At 44.4% G+C, this 17169-nt stretch carries 20 protein-coding genes; 15 read left to right on the forward strand and 5 right to left on the reverse strand.

Going from position 1 to position 17169, the window contains the following annotated elements; all coding sequences use genetic code 11:
* Nucleotides 1–7 precede the first annotated feature (7 nt).
* Together LHL20_RS02830 and LHL20_RS02835 are read left to right on the forward strand one after the other, a co-directional pair.
* Nucleotides 8–688 (forward strand): response regulator transcription factor, encoded by a 681-nt coding sequence (locus tag LHL20_RS02830; RefSeq protein WP_159626679.1) that lies wholly within the window; start codon nucleotides 8–10, stop codon nucleotides 686–688.
* A complete protein-coding gene (locus LHL20_RS02835; protein WP_226432174.1) occupies nucleotides 685–2085 on the forward strand; it encodes a HAMP domain-containing sensor histidine kinase in 1401 nt (466 codons plus the stop codon). The genes LHL20_RS02830 and LHL20_RS02835 overlap by 4 nt, the downstream gene beginning before the upstream one ends.
* Here LHL20_RS02835 and LHL20_RS02840 read toward each other — a convergent pair.
* Both LHL20_RS02840 and LHL20_RS02845 read right to left on the reverse strand, forming a co-directional pair.
* Nucleotides 2082–2636 carry a DUF3833 domain-containing protein gene (locus LHL20_RS02840; RefSeq protein WP_226432175.1) on the reverse strand — a complete coding sequence of 185 codons (555 nt, stop codon included), beginning with the start codon at nucleotides 2634–2636 and terminating at the stop codon, nucleotides 2082–2084. The two genes, LHL20_RS02835 and LHL20_RS02840, sit on opposite strands and share 4 nt — an antisense overlap.
* The gene (locus LHL20_RS02845; RefSeq protein ID WP_226432176.1) at nucleotides 2637–3239 is read right to left on the reverse strand and encodes a chalcone isomerase family protein; all 603 of its coding nucleotides are present in this window, start codon (nucleotides 3237–3239) and stop codon (nucleotides 2637–2639) included.
* Between the two features lie 90 nt (nucleotides 3240–3329).
* On the opposite strand from LHL20_RS02845, the gene LHL20_RS02850 reads away from it, so the two are divergent.
* The 4 genes from LHL20_RS02850 to nspC all read left to right on the forward strand — a co-directional run bounded on the left by LHL20_RS02850 (nucleotide 3330) and on the right by nspC (nucleotide 7429).
* Nucleotides 3330–4214 (forward strand): 1-aminocyclopropane-1-carboxylate deaminase/D-cysteine desulfhydrase, encoded by an 885-nt coding sequence (locus LHL20_RS02850; protein ID WP_226432177.1) that lies wholly within the window; start codon nucleotides 3330–3332, stop codon nucleotides 4212–4214.
* Nucleotides 4215–4450: 236 nt separating this feature from the next.
* Nucleotides 4451–4861: a hypothetical protein gene (locus LHL20_RS02855; RefSeq protein WP_226432178.1), complete on the forward strand. Its 411-nt coding sequence runs from the start codon at nucleotides 4451–4453 to the stop codon at nucleotides 4859–4861.
* 139 nt (nucleotides 4862–5000) lie between these two features.
* Nucleotides 5001–6203, forward strand: a complete 1203-nt coding sequence (locus tag LHL20_RS02860) for a saccharopine dehydrogenase family protein (protein ID WP_159626669.1) — start codon at nucleotides 5001–5003, stop codon at nucleotides 6201–6203.
* A gap of 95 nt (nucleotides 6204–6298) precedes the next feature.
* On the forward strand, nucleotides 6299–7429 hold the full coding sequence (gene nspC / locus LHL20_RS02865; protein WP_226432179.1) for a carboxynorspermidine decarboxylase: 1131 nt from the start codon (nucleotides 6299–6301) through the stop codon (nucleotides 7427–7429).
* 85 nt (nucleotides 7430–7514) lie between these two features.
* On the opposite strand, the gene rsmI is transcribed toward nspC, so the two are convergent.
* A complete protein-coding gene (gene rsmI, locus LHL20_RS02870; protein WP_226432180.1) occupies nucleotides 7515–8351 on the reverse strand; it encodes a 16S rRNA (cytidine(1402)-2'-O)-methyltransferase in 837 nt (278 codons plus the stop codon).
* Between the two features lie 139 nt (nucleotides 8352–8490).
* On the opposite strand from rsmI, the gene LHL20_RS02875 reads away from it, so the two are divergent.
* The 9 genes from LHL20_RS02875 to LHL20_RS02915 all read left to right on the forward strand — a co-directional run bounded on the left by LHL20_RS02875 (nucleotide 8491) and on the right by LHL20_RS02915 (nucleotide 16517).
* Nucleotides 8491–10440: a penicillin-binding protein activator gene (locus LHL20_RS02875; RefSeq protein ID WP_226432181.1), complete on the forward strand. Its 1950-nt coding sequence runs from the start codon at nucleotides 8491–8493 to the stop codon at nucleotides 10438–10440.
* A gap of 7 nt (nucleotides 10441–10447) precedes the next feature.
* The gene (locus tag LHL20_RS02880; protein ID WP_202262311.1) at nucleotides 10448–10789 is read left to right on the forward strand and encodes a YraN family protein; all 342 of its coding nucleotides are present in this window, start codon (nucleotides 10448–10450) and stop codon (nucleotides 10787–10789) included.
* A gap of 300 nt (nucleotides 10790–11089) precedes the next feature.
* Nucleotides 11090–11686, forward strand: coding sequence for a phosphoheptose isomerase (locus LHL20_RS02885; RefSeq protein ID WP_105929513.1), 597 nt, complete (start codon nucleotides 11090–11092; stop codon nucleotides 11684–11686).
* Between the two features lie 14 nt (nucleotides 11687–11700).
* Entirely contained in the window at nucleotides 11701–12285 is a 585-nt protein-coding gene (locus LHL20_RS02890) for a BON domain-containing protein (RefSeq protein WP_226432182.1), read from the forward strand.
* Entirely contained in the window at nucleotides 12269–13684 is a 1416-nt protein-coding gene (locus LHL20_RS02895) for an MFS transporter (RefSeq protein WP_226432183.1), read from the forward strand. Before LHL20_RS02890 ends, LHL20_RS02895 begins: the two co-directional genes overlap by 17 nt.
* A gap of 115 nt (nucleotides 13685–13799) precedes the next feature.
* Nucleotides 13800–14390: a DUF7010 family protein gene (locus LHL20_RS02900; RefSeq protein ID WP_226432184.1), complete on the forward strand. Its 591-nt coding sequence runs from the start codon at nucleotides 13800–13802 to the stop codon at nucleotides 14388–14390.
* A 17-nt stretch (nucleotides 14391–14407) separates the two neighbouring features.
* The gene (locus LHL20_RS02905; RefSeq protein ID WP_226432185.1) at nucleotides 14408–14737 is read left to right on the forward strand and encodes a DMT family transporter; all 330 of its coding nucleotides are present in this window, start codon (nucleotides 14408–14410) and stop codon (nucleotides 14735–14737) included.
* 13 nt (nucleotides 14738–14750) lie between these two features.
* Complete coding sequence (locus LHL20_RS02910; RefSeq protein ID WP_226432186.1) at nucleotides 14751–15896, forward strand: sensor histidine kinase; 1146 nt, start codon at nucleotides 14751–14753, stop codon at nucleotides 15894–15896.
* A 15-nt stretch (nucleotides 15897–15911) separates the two neighbouring features.
* A complete protein-coding gene (locus tag LHL20_RS02915) occupies nucleotides 15912–16517 on the forward strand; it encodes a response regulator transcription factor (protein ID WP_226432187.1) in 606 nt (201 codons plus the stop codon).
* 36 nt (nucleotides 16518–16553) lie between these two features.
* Here LHL20_RS02915 and LHL20_RS02920 read toward each other — a convergent pair whose 3' ends face one another.
* Together LHL20_RS02920 and LHL20_RS02925 are read right to left on the reverse strand one after the other, a co-directional pair.
* On the reverse strand, nucleotides 16554–16886 hold the full coding sequence (locus tag LHL20_RS02920; RefSeq protein ID WP_226432188.1) for a hypothetical protein: 333 nt from the start codon (nucleotides 16884–16886) through the stop codon (nucleotides 16554–16556).
* Between the two features lie 14 nt (nucleotides 16887–16900).
* Nucleotides 16901–17134: a hypothetical protein gene (locus tag LHL20_RS02925; RefSeq protein ID WP_226432189.1), complete on the reverse strand. Its 234-nt coding sequence runs from the start codon at nucleotides 17132–17134 to the stop codon at nucleotides 16901–16903.
* Between the last annotated feature and the right edge of the window lie 35 nt (nucleotides 17135–17169).

Here is a 17169-nt window from a genome sequence, read left to right on the forward strand (position 1 = left end):
CGTAAAAATGAGAGTCCTACTGGTAGAAGATGATCCAAAAGTTGCCTCACACATCTCAAGTGGCCTATCTGGCGAGGGGCATGAGTGTATAACTGTGTCTGACGGTGCTGCTGGCTTTCGCGAAGCGGTTTCAAATGAGCTGGACGCCGTTATTCTTGACGTAATGCTTCCCGAATTAGATGGTTTTACTGTGCTTGAAAAGTTAAGGGAACTTGGGAATACAACACCAGTGCTGTTGCTTAGCGCAAAAAGCCAAGTAGAAGATAAGGTAAAAGGCCTTCGCACCGGAGCCAACGACTACCTTACCAAGCCCTTTGCATTTGAAGAATTGTTAGCGCGTGTTGAAGGGCTCGCAGGCAGGAACCGCGAGAGCGACGATAAAACCCAAATTAAAGTGGGCGATCTCACTCTCGATTTGGTTAATCGTAAAGTACTACGGGGTGAAACTGAAATTGACTTGCAGTCAAAAGAGTTTCAGTTACTTGAATGCTTGTTGCGTCACAAAGGTAAAGTCGTCACGCGTAGTATGCTACTTGAGCAAGTATGGAACTATCACTTCGACCCTCAAACTAATGTGATTGACGTGCATATAAGTCGGTTACGCCAAAAAGTTGATAAGGCATTTAATGTTCCACTTATCGAAACAGTACGAGGCACAGGGTATCGTATCGCGGATAACCTTGCATGATAGCGATTCGCGACTTCACGCGAAGCTCTAGTTTTCGTGTAGGCGCGCTGCTTACTACACTGGCAAGCATTGCCATTGTTCTTATTATTTATTTCTGGCGTTTAACCAGTAGCGATGTTTTTATTACAGAGTCTAATGCTGCGATAAACGCCAAGGCCGACGCGATAACAACCCTTTATAAAAAGCTGGGTATTGATGCCGTAATCGAAGTAGTAAACAATGGCAGCTTTACCGCATCTTCGCCCTATCAGTCCGGTTTATCACAATACGAAACTGCTCGCACATTTCTTGTTATCAGTCGAAATGACCAAGTGGTGGCAGGCAACCTAACAAGCATTCCCGCTATTACTACAAGACACCTTTTTGATAACTACAACACGACTGAATTGATTGTTACCTATAATGGTGATCAAGAGCCCAAAACGCTTCACCAAGCATTATTAAAGCAAGTTGAACTTGGCGATTATGTATTGCATGTGGGGCGTGGCATCGATGACCTTTATAGCGCCCAGTGGTTTGGCAAAACCTTTAGTTGGATTATTGTTAGTCTCTTGTGCTTGTTGAGCGTTTTAAGCTTCGCCATTGCCGTTTACGTCGTCAATCGAATAAATCGCATGTCACAAACCGCAGACAAGATAATCAAGACTGGGAGCCTTGAAGAGCGGCTTGAAATTGATAGCAGCTGGGATGACTTAAGCAGTCTTTCTTTTGTTTTTAACCAAATGTTAGACACCATCGAAAACTCAGTGAATAACATCAAATCGGTGACTGACAGTATTGCGCATGACTTACGCACCCCTCTTGCCCGATTGCGCAACACACTTGAAAAGATAGAGGACGATAATCTTCGCGAAGAAACGACACAAGAGGCAGACAATCTTTTAAACATGTTTAACAGTTTATTGCGAATTAGCGGCCTAGAAACGACCAGTAAGAAAGAGGGGTTTTGCCCTACTGAGCTTCGCGACATTATCGACGATGTTGTCGACCTTTATCACCCGCTAGCAGAAGAACGAGATATAAGTCTGCATTCATCGTTACAGCCTGTAATGATGAATGCCGATCCAAACTTGATGTTTCAGGCTGTCGCTAATGTACTTGATAACGCCATTAAATATTCACCTAGCGGGGGACGTGTTGAGGTGTCGTTGAGCGACACTAACGGGCGCATTGTGGTGTCAGTCAATGACTGCGGCATAGGTGTAAAAGAACAAGAAATAGAAAGCTTGGAGCGCCGCTTTTATCGTGCAGAATCGAGTCGAACCAGCAAAGGTAACGGACTCGGTTTGTCACTGGTTTCCGCTATTGTGAAACTACACGACGGTAAACTTTGGTTTGTCCACGACCCGCTCATGGAAGGCCGCGGACTAGGCGTGGTATTTAGCTTCGAGCATTAAGGCTGTTTTTGCATAAAAATAGTGACTTCAGCCATGACGATACCAAACTTACGAATGTATGAACGATTCATCATTGTGCTATCGTCGAATGCCCAAAACCAGTCATCAAAGGTAACCGAATACGTAGTGTCGTCTACAGGTAGATCCATTTCGTAATGGAAATTAAATGCATTGCCAAACGCCGTTCCTTTCGCTGGCCCCTCAATATCGCTTGCGCGCCCAATATAACTATTGTCTGCTTGCTTCACTATGGTCCAAGTTCGCGATGTAGGGCCTTCTCCCACTCCATAAGTAAACGTCTCATCGAGGGTCAATGTGTCACCGTCAATGCGACCATTAATATCAACAGTGAAACGCTGAACCACTTCACCAGAGCGATTTTGTACAATACCCCATGCCTTAACATCACCGTCGAAAAATTGTTCTATCTCAAACACTGGGCTCACGGCTTTATAGTCGTTCCCATCTACTGAGACAGAACAACCTGTTAACGCCCCCAAAAACAATCCCGCACCAAGTGCACTCACTGCGATTTTTTTGAATAACTTCATTTAGCTTTCCCCTAACAGCGCTTTTCTGAACTTGGGCTCTGATGTGCTTTCACCCAACCAAATATTAAAAAACCGGGTGGTAAAATCTGCATCTTCAACGCTGTCTACTTTTTCACCATTAAAATAAAATACGCTTGTCCCATTTTTCGTTGCCACTCCTGTTAATACGTCTCCGTCGCTAACATCAGGAAATATGGACTCCATTTTATTTAACCATGCTTTAGCCTGTTCTTGTGAAAGTGAGCTTTGCTTTTTCATCTCATCAATAGACCGTTGTGCTATTTTTTTGCCTTCAAGATCTCGCTGATACTTTAGCCGAAGGGCAAAGGCATCTTCAGTGTTATAGCGACCGTTGGGTGCGTACAAAGAGGCTAAATACACATCCCAAAAGTAGTAAGTGAACATATCCTCTCCCACAAGCGCAGCATTGGGGACATTATCTTGAATTTCTTTTGGTAGAGAATCTTGTGCCATTGATTTGTCTGTCACTGCCATGCAACTCAAAACACCCATAACAGCAAGCACACGAAGTAATGTGCTATTGATATTTAAGTCAGCTTTTGACTTTAATTGATAAGGTAAAAGCGCGCCGATGTACCGCATAGGAAACCTTTAGTAGTTCGATTTTGTTTACATCACATAATGGTTATACTTCGGTGCACTCGACTTTGATCAAACTGCGATTTTGGAATTTTGAATAAGCTTTCTAAACTTGAAGCTAGCCTTGCGCTCCCCTCCTCGTTAATGCCGTTTTCACCTTCTTGGACAGGAGCGAACGAAGTGACGATATGGGTTAAGCGAGATGACATGATTCACCCTATTATGTCAGGAAATAAATGGCGCAAATTGGCCTATACCCTTAAAACCACAAAACCCAACGCTATGGTGAGCTTTGGCGGTGGATTCTCCAACCACTTACATGCCCTAGGCTATGCGAGCTACCAGCTTGGTATACCGCTAACCGCAATAGTCCGAGGTAATTACAGCGCATCGCCCTCCCCGATGATTAATGATTTGATGAATTGGAATGTCGATATTGAGTATGTCGACCGTATTACCTATCAAAAACGTAATGTCCCTGACTACTTATTGCAATTACAACAAAGATATAACGATGCCCTGATTATTCCAGAGGGTGGAAGCCAGCAGTCGGCACTACATGGTATTGGTGAGATGGTTGAGGAAATAACTATACCTTTTGATGTGATAATGGCACCCGTCGCCAGCGGCGCTACCTTAGCCGGCATCATAAACAAACTTTCGAATACCCAACAGGCGTTAGGCATTGGTGTACTAAAGGGTGAGAATTATTTGGAGTCATTGGTATCTCAATTTATCAGCGATAAATGTTCAGCTTGGTCAATAGATCATCGTTTTCATTTGGGCGGGTACGCCAAAGTTCCCAGCGAATTGCGTACTTTCTGCGATGAATTCAATACCGCTATGTCCTTCACTATAGAGCCTGTTTACTCAGGAAAGTTGTTTTGGGCTTTGAAACAACTGTTGAAAGAGAGTTACTTCCCAAAAGGATCCAACATAATTGTACTGCACACTGGTGGTTTGCAAGGCGCAAGATAGTAGGTTAGGCCACTATCTCAATGCTAAATCACTGGACTTATTTTAAATTTTTATGCGCTATCTCAATTAATTGGGTGTTTAACTGTCGAGAAAGCAGTTAATAAACTAATGTGAGTAGAACGGGCCAGCCTTTTTATAAATGAACGAAAAGCGTACCGTAAAGATCAATATGCGCTGTAATCGCGTAACAAAATCATAAATGTTGTACAGCAAGGCTAACTTACAGGAATGACATTATGATCGACCGACCAGTTACATTGCCCAAACCCATAAGCGAATTAGTTGCTAGAGCGCTAGCGTTATGTGAACACATGTTACCCGTATGTGATGTTTTCTATCCCTTCGCAGCAATCTACGACAATGGCCGAATAGGCTGTGTGTTCAGTGATGAATCCAACACAAGAAAGCGTGAGTCACAATTAATTGAACAATTGCAGTGGCGAATCATTGATGCCACTACTGATAGTAATAGCTACAGCGTGCTGGTGTATGCCGCAACGGTCAATACCCAAGATAGCAAAACCCTTGATGCCATTGCGGTGGCAACGGCCACGCCAAATCACGAAGAGCGATTGTTACTGTACCCATACTATAAGGTTGATGGTAAAGTGGTCATTTCACCACCTATTGATGCTGTCACCCGGTAGTAAGGTAAAGTAGTGACCTTTTGTCGCGTGTAACGATTAAAATTTTTTGTACTCTCGCGTGCTGACTTTGCTTGCCAAATTAGATTGGTCTGCTAGCATTCAGCCCAAATTTCATTAGCAAAATTAGGGATCAGTTTATATGTCTCGCGTTTTAATTATTGGTGCTGGCGGCGTTGCGTCAGTAACTGTTAAAAAGTGTGCACGATTGCCACAGCACTTCGACGAAATTTATCTTGCAAGCCGCACGGTATCAAAATGCGAAGCGCTTCAAAAAGAAGTGGGCGAAGATCGTGTTAAGGGTGTGTTTGCCCTTGATGCAGACAACGCCAAAGAAGTTGAAGCACTTATCAATGAAGTGAAACCTGATCTTGTCATTAACCTTGCGCTACCGTATCAAGATCTTCCGATCATGGACGCGTGTTTGGCAACAAATACTGATTACCTAGATACCGCTAACTACGAGCCAAAAGACGAAGCTAAATTCGAGTATTCGTGGCAATGGGCTTACCAAAACAAGTTTAAAGATGCGGGAATCATGGCACTGCTTGGTAGTGGCTTCGATCCAGGCGTAACTAACGTTTATACTGCCTATGCAGCAAAGCACTATTTCGATGAAATTCATTACTTGGATATCGTTGATTGTAACGGTGGTGATCACGGCCAAGCATTTGCAACTAATTTCAACCCAGAGATCAATATTCGCGAGATCACGCAGCGTGGTCGCTTCTGGGAAAACGGTGAGTGGAAAGAAACTGATCCATTAAGCGTACGTGAAGATTTGGACTACCAGAACATCGGTGTCCGTGCTTCATACCTCATGTTCCACGAAGAGCTTGAGTCGCTGGTTAAACATTTCCCTACGCTAAAACGTGCACGTTTCTGGATGACATTTGGCGATGCATACCTTAACCACCTTCGTGTACTTGAAGGCATTGGCATGACTAGCATTGAGCCAGTAGAATTCCAAGGTCAGCAAATTGTACCGCTTGAGTTCTTGAAAGCTGTGTTGCCTAATCCAGGCTCGTTGGCCGAAGGCTACAGCGGTATGACGTGTATTGGCACGTACATCACAGGTATTAAAGATGGTAAAGAAAAAACTATCTTTATTTACAACAACTGTGATCACGCCAAATGTAATGAAGAAGTGGGCGCACAGGCGGTATCTTACACAACAGGTGTTCCCGCTATGATTGGTGCTGCACTGATGCTAAATGGCACCTGGAAAGAAGCCGGTGTATGGAATATGGAACAATTCGATCCAGACCCATTCATGGACATGCTAAACGAACACGGTCTACCATGGCACGTGATCGAGTGTGAAAGCAGCCCTTTCACTAAGTAATACCAATAAAGGGCGCCAAGGCGCCCTTTTGTTTGACTGTTTCGCGATATTACGCAACACCAATACTATTGCAAAATTTATGGAGTTTGACCCCATTGACCGATTTAACGCAACGCACTGACATTCCTTCTCCTTGTTATGTCCTAGAAGAAGCTAAGCTTATTCGTAACCTTGAATTAATGAAGCGAGTTCAAGACGAGTCTGGTGCTCGCATCATTCTTGCGCTTAAGGGCTTTTCAATGTGGTCGTGCTTCGACATTATTAAACAGTATCTGCACGGCGCAACGGCAAGTTCAGTGTGGGAAGCAAAGTTAGCCGCTGAAATGGGTAAAGAAGTTCACGCATACTCACCCGCTTACAAAGTAAATGATGCCAAAGCGCTAGCTTCATTGGTCAACCACCTATCGTTTAATAGCTTGACCCAATGGCAAGCACACAAAGAGACATTGGCAAATGTATCACTAGGCTTGCGTATTAACCCAGAACATCAAGAAGCAGATACCCCACTTTATGACCCTGCGGCACCGGGTTCGCGTTTAGGCATAAGAGCAAGTGAGCTTGAAGGCGTTGACCTTAGTGGTATCGAAGGGTTTCATTGTCACAACTTGTGTGAGTGCGATTCGTTTGCCACAGCGCGAACTCTTCAAGCTATCGAGAAACGCTTCTCTAAGTGGTTGGGCGACCTTAAGTGGTTAAACCTAGGTGGTGGTCACCTTATGACACGAGAAGGCTACGACGTTGAACATCTTATCAACACACTTAAAGACTTTAAGGATCGCTACCCGCATTTAGACGTTATTTTAGAACCTGGCTCTGCTGTGGCGTGGCAAACAGGCCCGTTAATCAGTGAAGTGGTTGACGTTGTAAATAACGACGGTGATATCGCTATTTTGGATATTTCAGCGACAGCTCACATGCCAGATGTGTTGGAGATGCCCTATCGCCCAACCATTTTGGGCGCAGGTATGCCTGATGAAAAAGCCTTTAACGTTAAGTTAGGCGGGAATTCATGCCTTGCCGGTGACGTCATAGATACCTATTCATTCAACAAACCGCTAAAAGCTGGAGACCGTCTTCAGTTTGAAGACATGATGCACTACACCATGGTAAAGACAACTTTCTTCAACGGTGTTGAGCACCCTGCCATTGGTATTTTACGTTCAAACGGTGACTTTGAACTCGTCAGAGAATTTTCTTACGAAGACTTCAAGGGTCGCTTATCGTAGGCAAAAAGAAACGTCTGCGAAAAACTTCGACAAAAAGAAAACCCGCTAAAGCGGGTTTTCTTTTACTCTATTTCGACATTATGGATTACGCTTTGGCATCAAGACCTGCCTGATATAGCGCATTCTTTTTTAAATTGTAATGACTTGCCACTATCCCCGCCGCCTTCTTAAGCGGAATATGCTCGCACAATGTCATTAACAACGACATCGCTTCACTCGGTATGTCTTGTTCATCAAGTTGCGCAGGCGCAATCATTACGACAAACTCACCTTTTTGGTGTGCTGCATCAGACTCTAAATAATCAATCACGTCTTGTGGCGTGCCACTTACGTAGGTCTCGAACGTTTTCGTCAGCTCTTTTGCAACCACCACCTGCCTTTCACCCAACACTTTTTGAATGGCGCATACCGTATCAAGAATACGTCGCGGTGCTTCGTAAAACACCGTTGTAAATGTTCTATCTTTCAAGGCCGACAATGCGGTTTCTTTAGCCTGACTCTTAACGGGTAAAAAGCCTTCAAAAATAAAGGTATCAGTGGGAAGTCCTGAAGCACTTAACGCCGTAATAGCTGCGCACGGGCCAGGTAATGCACTCACTGGTATTCCTTGCTCACGACAACGGCGCACGAGTACAAAACCCGGATCACTGATGAGCGGCGTGCCTGCGTCACTAATAAGCGCAACGGCTTCTCCGCCTTTTAACCGCTCACACAACATTGCAGCGCGTTTATCTTCGTTGTGCTCGTGTAATGACAGCGTTTTGGTGTCAATGTTAAAGTGTTGCAATAGTCTAGCACTATGACGGGTATCCTCAGCTGCTATCCAACTTACCTCGCGAAGCACCTCGATTGCTCGCGTACTCATGTCATTTAAGTTACCTATTGGCGTGGGAACAATATATAGCGTTGCTGTGTCAGTCATAAAAGTTGTTAAACATGATCAAGTTTGAAAGAGTTGCGACAAGTGTAACACGCCATTGGTCCAGTTTATGCTGGCAAGCGTAGATTTTCACACTGGTTAAGATAAACTTGACCCATACTGATGTAAAAGGAATGAGACTGTGCCTCATATTGGAAAAGCTGGAAAATATTTTACGCTCTCTGCAATCACGTCATTGTTGTTGCTTGGTGGCTGTGGCAGCACACCAAAACAAACTAAAGCGCCGAGTGAGCTCACACCGAAGCCCGCTGTGCAGAAAGTTGAAGAGATCCTCACCCCAGAGCACAAACTCCTTGAAGCAAAACAAGTATGGGCTCAAACACGCAATAAAATCCAAAGAGACCTTTTACTACTTCAAGCTGCCGAACTTTACTTAAATGACGATAAGCCAGTGCTTGCTCAGCAGGTCTTGTTTGAAGTAAAACAAGACGGTGTACCAAACAGTCTTTCCTCGTACTATTCCCTACTGATGGCAAAAGCCTATGCAAGCACATCGAATGCTCCTGTCGATGAACTGATTGCCTTGCTCAACAATGTTGAAGACACAGAAGATACGCGCGTCGAAAAAGCGCGCTTACAAACACAGCTTTATTCTCAACAAGGCAACGACGCAGCCGCCGCTAATAGTATGCTTAAAACGGACTTGTCAGACGAAGACAAAGTGGCGCGTATATGGCGTTGGATAACGACAGTATCAGCGGAGAATTTAAAAACAATAAATGAGCAATACCCCGATCTTTCGCCTTTTATCTCGCTGCGAAAGCTTACAGAGCAATATGCCGCAACGCCGCGCCAACTCGATGCTAACATCTCTCAATTTAAACAAGTGTATCGTGGCCATGTATTAGCCAATGCCCTTCCTCAAGAAATTATTGAAGCCACCCAACTGCAAGAAACGGGAGCTAACGATATTGCCGTTTTGCTGCCTTTGTCCGGCAGACTCGCCAGAACCGGGGATGTCGTTAAAAACGGTATTATCAGCGCCTACTACAGCGATGTAGAGAAGCGCCAACATGAAAGAGAGTTGCCTCGCCTTCGATTTATCGATACAAACAATGCAGATACCGCTAGTTTGTTGGCTCAACTCGGTGAAACCAAGTTTGTTATTGGTCCACTACTAAAAGAAACCGTTGAAAGCCTGATACCGGCGCTTCCTATCGGCGTAAACGTACTTGCCCTCAATCGCCCAGACGACATTGATAGCGTTACCACGACAAATGCCTTAATTGATAGTGAAAGTGAACTCAACGCAAGCAGTGAATTATCGTCTATTGCGCTACCTACTTCGTTGAACTTTTTCAGTTTGGCACCGGAAGATGAAGCGAAGCAATTAGCGGAGTTTATTTTTAATAAAGGCTATCGAGCGCCTATCGTTATTGCAGCGCAAAGCAACCTTTATCAGCGTATGGACGAGACATTTAAAACGCACTGGCGTGAACTGCACAAACAAGAAAACAAGCAGCGGGCAAACATTACATCGGTTTCTTTCAACGACAGTGGCTCATTGCGTGAAGGTATTACCCAAGCATTGGACGTGGCGCAAAGTAATGCGCGGATAAATCAAATTGAATACATGACCAACGATGAAGTGTACAACATGCCGCGTAGCCGCAGAGATATTGATGCCATTGTTGCGTTCGCTTCTCCGCAAGATACCGAATTGCTAAATCCGATTATTGAAGCCAGTTTAAATCCTTATGATGGAAAGCAAGTGCCCGTTTATGCAACATCGCGCTCCATGGATTACGACAGTGGTAAGAACCAATGGCGCGATTTACAGAATGTGCACTTTATCGACATGCCTTGGCTAATGCCCGAGCATAATTGGAAAGTGCTCGAAAGTGAGGTAGCCAACGCATGGGAAAATCAAAACACCATGCAAAAACGTTTGTTTGCGTTTGGCTATGATGCTTACCAGTTATTGCCTGAACTTGGTATGTTAAACACCCTCAACTACTTAACCCACGAAGGATTAACAGGTACGCTATCAGTGAATACAAAAGGTGAGGTCGTAAGAAAGCAACCTCAAGCTATTATTCGCAATGAAGCGGTACAAATGCTGATGGAGTAAGAAATTCATGTCATTACTGCAAGGGAATGCAGCCGAAGACAAAGCGTGCGAATTTTTAGTGGAACAAGGACTGTCGCTGCGTTGTCGTAACTACCGAACAAGACGCGGTGAACTTGATTTAGTTATGCAAGACGGCAACACGATAGTCTGCATTGAAGTGAAATATCGCAAGCAACAACGCTTTGGCAGTGCCATTGAGTTTGTCACCGCCAAGAAACTACACAGAATTCGGGCTGCGTTTGAATTCTATTTGTTAGATAATAACCTAAACTCAACGTCTACCCCTTTGCGCATAGACGTTATCGCCATTGATGGAAGCAACCTTCAGTGGCTAAAAAATATCGGCTGAGCGACGCTTGCCCGAGATAAGTGGGGGAATACCTCCGAAAACACGCGGTGAACCCATCCATGGGCGCTCCGCCGCTGCATCCATGCAGCGGAGGGTTTTCTACGGTATTCCCCCACCCATCTCCGCAGCTTTTGACAGCCTTCAACGCAACATTAAAGAAACGCCGCAGTTAATAAGTAAAGTTACGGATACTAATTGTAGAGCCTAATTTGCTATGTTCGTTTTTTTAACTGGCGACCAATACCTCATTTAACGCTGCCAGCGCTAATGCTTGAGGTAAAATTGAAGAGAAAGTGAAGTATGATTGAACAAATTAAAGCGAATTTTACAGAGAGCATTCAAACCAAGATTGCAGCTTCTGAAATACTGCCTGAGTCTATTGAAAAAGCAGCGAACATGATGGTTGAAGCGCTTATTCGCGGTAATAAGGTGTTGAGCTGTGGTAATGGTGGTTCAGCAGGTGATGCGCAGCACTTTTCTTCTGAAATGCTTAACCGATACGAGCGAGATCGCCCTAGCCTACCAGCGATTGCACTTAGCACAGACACCTCGACACTGACCTCAATTGCTAACGACTACAGTTACGATGAAATTTTTGCAAAGCAGGTTCGTGCACTAGGTCAGCCTGGCGATATTCTTCTTGCCATCTCAACTAGCGGTAATTCACGCAACGTCATTGCAGCGATGGAAGCCGCTCTTTCTCGTGATATGACTATTGTGGCGCTTACCGGTAAAGACGGTGGTGAAATGGCGGGCTTTTTAAGCGAGCACGACGTTGAAATTCGCGTCCCGTCAAATCGTACTGCGCGTATTCAAGAAGTTCACTTATTGGTGATCCACAATTTGTGCGAGTGCATTGATGATAGCCTGTTCCCTGCTGATCACGGTGATGAGTAAGAATTAAAAAAATTATGATAAGCGCTAAAAAAATCGGAGCATTAGGGCTATGTGCAGCCCTACTTGTTAACCTACAAGGCTGTGTGGTTGCCGTTGGTGCCGCTGGCGCAATGGCAGCAAAAGTAGCAAACGACAGGCGTACAGTAGGTACTCAGCTAGATGACCAAAATGCCGACAGTTCAGTGGCGTACCAATGGTCTAAAAGCCAAGCTTTAAAAGAGCAAACTAATCTACAAGTTGATGTATATAACGGTGTGGCTTTGCTCACTGGTCAGGCGCCCAATCAAGCGCTAGTAGACGAAGCAGTGCGTCGCGCGCAAGAAGTGTCTTACCTAAAAAAAATTCACAACCAAATTCGACTGGCTGAGCCTATTGGCGCAGGCACTCAAGCGAATGATATCTGGTTGGCTTCAAAAGTAAGAGCCAAAATTGTTGCTGATGAGCGTGTGCCAGCCTTGCAAGTGAAAGTTGTTGTACAAGACTCAGAGGTATTCTTAATGGGCAGATTAACCAATCTCGAGTCTACGTCAGCGGTGGACATTGCACGCAATGTCACTGGTGTTGCTCGCGTAGTGCGCGCCTTTGAAATTATTCAATAAAGAGTCTGCCACTGCGCTTCTTGTTGCAGGGGCGCTCTTTATGGAAATTTTAGATGCCACAGTAATTACTACTGCGCTTCCTGTGATCGCTGCCGATTTCAATATTCCGGCAGCTCATCTTTCAATCGGCGTTTCTGCATATTTAGTGGCCGTTACTCTATTTATTCCCTTAAGTGGTTATGTCGCCGATCGTTTTGGTGCACGAACAATATTTCTTGCCGCAATAGCTGTATTTACACTCGCTTCGGTATTATGCGGACTGAGCACAAGCCTTATTGAATTCACGCTAGCGCGCATACTTCAAGGCGTGGGTGGTGCAATGATGGTACCCGTCGGGCGTTTGGTGGTACTTCGCGACTTACCCAAAGAAAAGCTCGTTAAGACCGTCGCTATTATTACATGGCCTGCACTTAGTGCACCTATTTTAGGACCCGTTTTAGGTGGCTATATTGCTACCCACCTAAGCTGGCAGTGGATTTTTTACATGAACATTCCACTGGGTATTCTCGCAATAATTGCCTCAATGTATTTGTTGAAAAACACGAAAGCCAATGTGGGTCGCTTCGATCTTAAAGGTTTTTTACTTACAGGCATTGGTTTTGCATTTTTTATGGCCGGAATTGAGTACCTCGCCAGTGCGACAGACGCTTTGTTTGTTGCAATCGGCATCATTCTGGTGGGCTTAATACTCATGCTGCTTGCCATAAGACATGTAAAACGAGCAGAATTTCCTCTGTTTTCATTTGAGGCAATGGCACATAGAACATTCCGTTTATCAGTATACGGTGGGTCTGTGGTACGCGTTGCTCTTGGAAGTGCGCCATTTCTTGTGCCGCTAATGCTACAGCTAGGGCTTGGCTATACGCCGGTCGAAGCGGGGACCTTACTGTTATGGCTGTTTGCTGGAAACCTCGCTATCAAACCCGCCACGACATGGATAATGAATTCGTTTGGCTTTAAGCGCGTTTTGATAGCAAATGGCATACTGATTTCGTTAGGTTTTATCGCCCTTGCCTGTATCACCCATACAACGGCATCAACTACTATAGGTGTAATCTTGTTTATCAACGGGATGACACGTTCAATGCATCTAACCTTGCTAAATACGATTGCGTTTGCTGATGTCCCCACTAATAAGATGCGCGACGCCAATACGTTGGGCGCAATTTTAATGCAAATGAACAGAGGTCTTGGTATCACACTTTCAGCACTTGCCATTGCCGTTGCGACGTTTATCCTTGATCAAACACCCTCTTCACCAAACTTAGACACCTTTGTTCTGGCTATGTTATTTATGGCATGTGTGGCGCTTGTCAGCATTGCTGACAGCTTGCTGTTGTCAAAAGAAGATGGAGATAGCGTACTGAATAAACGCAAGGCAAAAAAGCAAGAGGCATAACAACCAAAATTAAGTGACTTTTGTCATGTCTTTTAGATGACCTTTGTGAATACTTTCTTAAAACCAAACCCGTCATACTTTTTCCAACGCTTAATTAGCATAATAGGAAAAGACAATGATAGAAGCCATTCGCATTTCAAGCCCCACTCAAACATCCTCACAAACCAAATTAACGTTAGAACAGGAACGAACGTTATTTAAACAAAACCGATTTATAGCTATGCCGTTGGCAGGCACTATCGTATGGGCAATGCTTGGGCTCACCGCGCCTTTTGTATCTGAATTTGTTATGACGTGGCTTCTTTACATCGGAACAGGAGCGATTTTCTACCTTGGTGCGGGACTGTCTTACATTACGGGAGAACGTTTCTTTGCCAAAGATAAAGTGACAACAAGCTTTGACCGTCTGTTTTTTGTGGGGTTGATAATGAGCTTAATGGTATTTGGCATTGCCTTACCCATTGCTGCTATCGACCACACCACAGTACCACTTTCATTGGGCATTCTAGCCGGTTTAATGTGGATGCCCCTTTCATGGGCCATTCAACATTGGGTAGGCTATTTTCATACCATTACTCGCACCGTCTCTATAGTTGCCGTTTGGTATCTGTTCCCTGAAGCCCGCGTTGAAGCAATCAGTACCGTTATTGTCATTATCTACATTATTTCTCTGTACGCATTAGAACAGCGCTATCGCAAGCTTTAACGTAAAAGGAAACAAACATGACTTATCTTATCCTGGCTATTGCCATTGTAACTGAAGTGACAGCGACCATGCTGCTCAAAGCCTCAAATGGCTGGGAAAAATGGGCATTCGGTTATGGTGCCATCTTTTTCTACGCAGTATCCGGCATGTTGTTCGCCTTTGTTCTTAAGAATATGGGGGTCGGAATCGCCTATGCTATTTGGTCCGGCATGGGTATAGCGCTGATTACAGCAGCCTCCGTGGTATTTTGGAAACAAACATTCGACATCTATGCCGTGCTGGGTATTATATTAATCATATCGGGCACATTATTGATCACCAGTAAATCTGCTGTTGTATTTCAATAAGGACGAAATACTTGTGTTAAACAATGCATCCTCTGCACACCGTGAAAGCGTAATGCCACTTTTAGCCAGTGGTCGCAAAAAACGTTGGTCATACAGCAGCTTATTTTTTTCACTATTCTATTTTGTGCCTCTCGTTCTCTCTATGCCACTCCCAAGTTCGGTGTGGCTTTTGCAACTGGGCGGCTATGGCCTTTTTGTCGCGATATATATTCGTGCTATAAACTCGCCGCCTCAGGTTCTGCCCTATTTTTTATCCTTTTTACTCCTACTTGGTTACGCTGTCAGCTTTCAAAACCCTGGCGGTGCAATAATTTTCGGGTTTGTCGGCTTTATTATTGGCTACTACTACACGTTGCAAAAAGGTATTGCATTTATTTCCCTAATTGCACTCTCACTCGCACTTCTTCAGCTTTATATTTTCAAGGAGCAGGGCTGGTATCTGCTAGCGGCAACGATTAATAGTGTGGTTCTTTTTGGCTTTGGTGCGATGGAAAGGAAAGAAACTGAATTTCAAATGAAAGAGGCGAAGCACGCAGAATCAATGAAGACTCTATCAGCCATTGCAGAACGAGAACGTATTGGGAGGGATCTTCACGACGTGGCAGGCCACGCACTTAGCTCCATAGCACTAAAAGCACAATTGGCCGATAAGCTACTTAGTAAAAACGAGATCACCTTAGCGCAGCAGGAAGTAAAGGCGCTAGCGACGTTATCGCAATCTCTGCTCAGTGATATTCGTTGTGCAGTTTCTGATATTAAGCACTTATCGCTTAGTGACGAAATTGCCAAAAATATCGCTTTGCTAGAGGAGCATGGGTTTGAAACTACTTTCGATGTAGCAAAACAGCTAGAAAACACGCTTACATCAATGGAAGAATCGCAACTTTCTCTCATTGTTAAAGAACTTACAACGAATACACTTCGTCACTCAAAAGGTAAAAGCGTGACGTTAACAATCAAGCACTTTGAAACTGCGATCATCCTTAAGTATTTTGACTATGGCAGAGAAAACGCTCAACATTCGTTTATCGAAGGCAATGGATTAACAGGCATACGCGAACGCGCAAACACAATTGGTGCCGAGGTTGTATTTAGCACCTCACCAGACTGTGCATTTCACTGCGAGCTTATATTGCCTCACAAACTAGTAAGCGACTAAAAAGGATTGCGCTGTATGACCACTATTCTCGTTGTTGAAGATCAGTCATTGGTACGTGACGCGATTGCCATGTTACTTTCGTTAGAAGAAGGGTTTGATGTTGTGGGTAAATGCAGCAATGGGCAGGAAGCAATTACTTACCTAGAGCACCATGAAACACCAAACGTTATACTGAGCGATATAGAAATGCCTCAAGTAACAGGGCTAGATGTCGCAAATCATGTGGCAAGTAAGGCGATAAATACCTGCGTTGTATTGATGACGACCTTTGCCAAACCTGGTTACATTAAGCGAGCACTCAGTTCTGGCGTAAAAGGGTTTATTTTAAAAGAGTCTGATAGTGACTACCTAATCGACGCAATACACAAAGTAATAAGCGGGGAAAAGGTCATCTCGCCAGAACTCGCTATTATGGCCCTCGATGACAAAAACCCACTTTCACCAAAAGAAATGTCAGCCCTTAAACTTGCTTCAGACGGCCTAAAAACACGGGCAATCGCACAGCAGCTTTTTCTCTCAGAAGGTACCGTACGTAATTATTTATCGGAAGCTATCTCGAAACTAGACGCAACTAATCGCGTAGATGCAGCGCGCATTGCCAAACAAAAAGGATGGCTGTAATACACGTTTAGATAGAACACTTGCGGCTATGAGGTACTAAAACCAAGGCTGTGAAATAGTAGTGGTAGGTTTCATATTAAGTTTTTCAGCCAGTCCGTTTAGCACCCTGGATGGACCGTATACCTGACCATGCGCTTTCATTGTCCAAATACATGTCAGAATGCTCGTTCCTTTTCTTAGTATACACTCCCATTTCGGTGTATCTTCTTGTAGACGAACATAATCGTCTTCAATTTCCCACCCACTGTCGACGTAATCAACGATAAGCTGTTCAAATTGCGTAAAAGGGATCGACTGAATAATCACCCAATCACTTTTTCTAAACTTTTTTTCAAGGCTCGATTTTTTGAAACCCGTCAACAGTCCCATGTTACTGCTCCATATTAGTTTTTCGACACCGTACCCATCATTTGGCCAAACGGAGATGGGCATGAGCACGACGCCCCTACCATGTCACTGCCTGCCAACGGGCATGAGCCATGCTCTCCGCTCCCACTAAAGCGGCATACGCTACCAAATTCAGTTCTTTCGACCGTTTGTCGCGCGGTGTTCGACTGGTTAGTATGCGTGCAGCCAACCAGTCCTATTATCAATAGTAACCCTGCTATTACGCGCATACTCACTCCCTGAATTAATCTTCTAGGAATTTAAA

This window comes from Alteromonas sp. McT4-15 (assembly GCF_020515205.1).
Classification (GTDB): Bacteria; Pseudomonadota; Gammaproteobacteria; order Enterobacterales; family Alteromonadaceae; genus Alteromonas.

Excerpts from the sequence above, each read along its gene's own strand:
- LHL20_RS02860 (WP_159626669.1), top strand. The coding sequence starts at position 5,001 with ATGTCTCGCGTTTTAATTATTGGTGCTGGCGGCGTTGCGTCAGTAACT.
- LHL20_RS02880 (WP_202262311.1), top strand. The coding sequence starts at position 10,448 with ATGTCATTACTGCAAGGGAATGCAGCCGAAGACAAAGCGTGCGAATTT.
- LHL20_RS02845 (WP_226432176.1), bottom strand. The coding sequence starts at position 3,239 with ATGCGGTACATCGGCGCGCTTTTACCTTATCAATTAAAGTCAAAAGCT.
- LHL20_RS02925 (WP_226432189.1), bottom strand. The coding sequence starts at position 17,134 with ATGCGCGTAATAGCAGGGTTACTATTGATAATAGGACTGGTTGGCTGC.
- LHL20_RS02900 (WP_226432184.1), top strand. The coding sequence starts at position 13,800 with ATGATAGAAGCCATTCGCATTTCAAGCCCCACTCAAACATCCTCACAA.
- LHL20_RS02840 (WP_226432175.1), bottom strand. The coding sequence starts at position 2,636 with ATGAAGTTATTCAAAAAAATCGCAGTGAGTGCACTTGGTGCGGGATTG.
- LHL20_RS02905 (WP_226432185.1), top strand. The coding sequence starts at position 14,408 with ATGACTTATCTTATCCTGGCTATTGCCATTGTAACTGAAGTGACAGCG.
- LHL20_RS02835 (WP_226432174.1), top strand. The coding sequence starts at position 685 with ATGATAGCGATTCGCGACTTCACGCGAAGCTCTAGTTTTCGTGTAGGC.
- LHL20_RS02885 (WP_105929513.1), top strand. The coding sequence starts at position 11,090 with ATGATTGAACAAATTAAAGCGAATTTTACAGAGAGCATTCAAACCAAG.
- LHL20_RS02920 (WP_226432188.1), bottom strand. The coding sequence starts at position 16,886 with ATGGGACTGTTGACGGGTTTCAAAAAATCGAGCCTTGAAAAAAAGTTT.
- LHL20_RS02830 (WP_159626679.1), top strand. The coding sequence starts at position 8 with ATGAGAGTCCTACTGGTAGAAGATGATCCAAAAGTTGCCTCACACATC.
- LHL20_RS02890 (WP_226432182.1), top strand. The coding sequence starts at position 11,701 with ATGATAAGCGCTAAAAAAATCGGAGCATTAGGGCTATGTGCAGCCCTA.
- rsmI (WP_226432180.1), bottom strand. The coding sequence starts at position 8,351 with ATGACTGACACAGCAACGCTATATATTGTTCCCACGCCAATAGGTAAC.
- LHL20_RS02915 (WP_226432187.1), top strand. The coding sequence starts at position 15,912 with ATGACCACTATTCTCGTTGTTGAAGATCAGTCATTGGTACGTGACGCG.
- LHL20_RS02855 (WP_226432178.1), top strand. The coding sequence starts at position 4,451 with ATGATCGACCGACCAGTTACATTGCCCAAACCCATAAGCGAATTAGTT.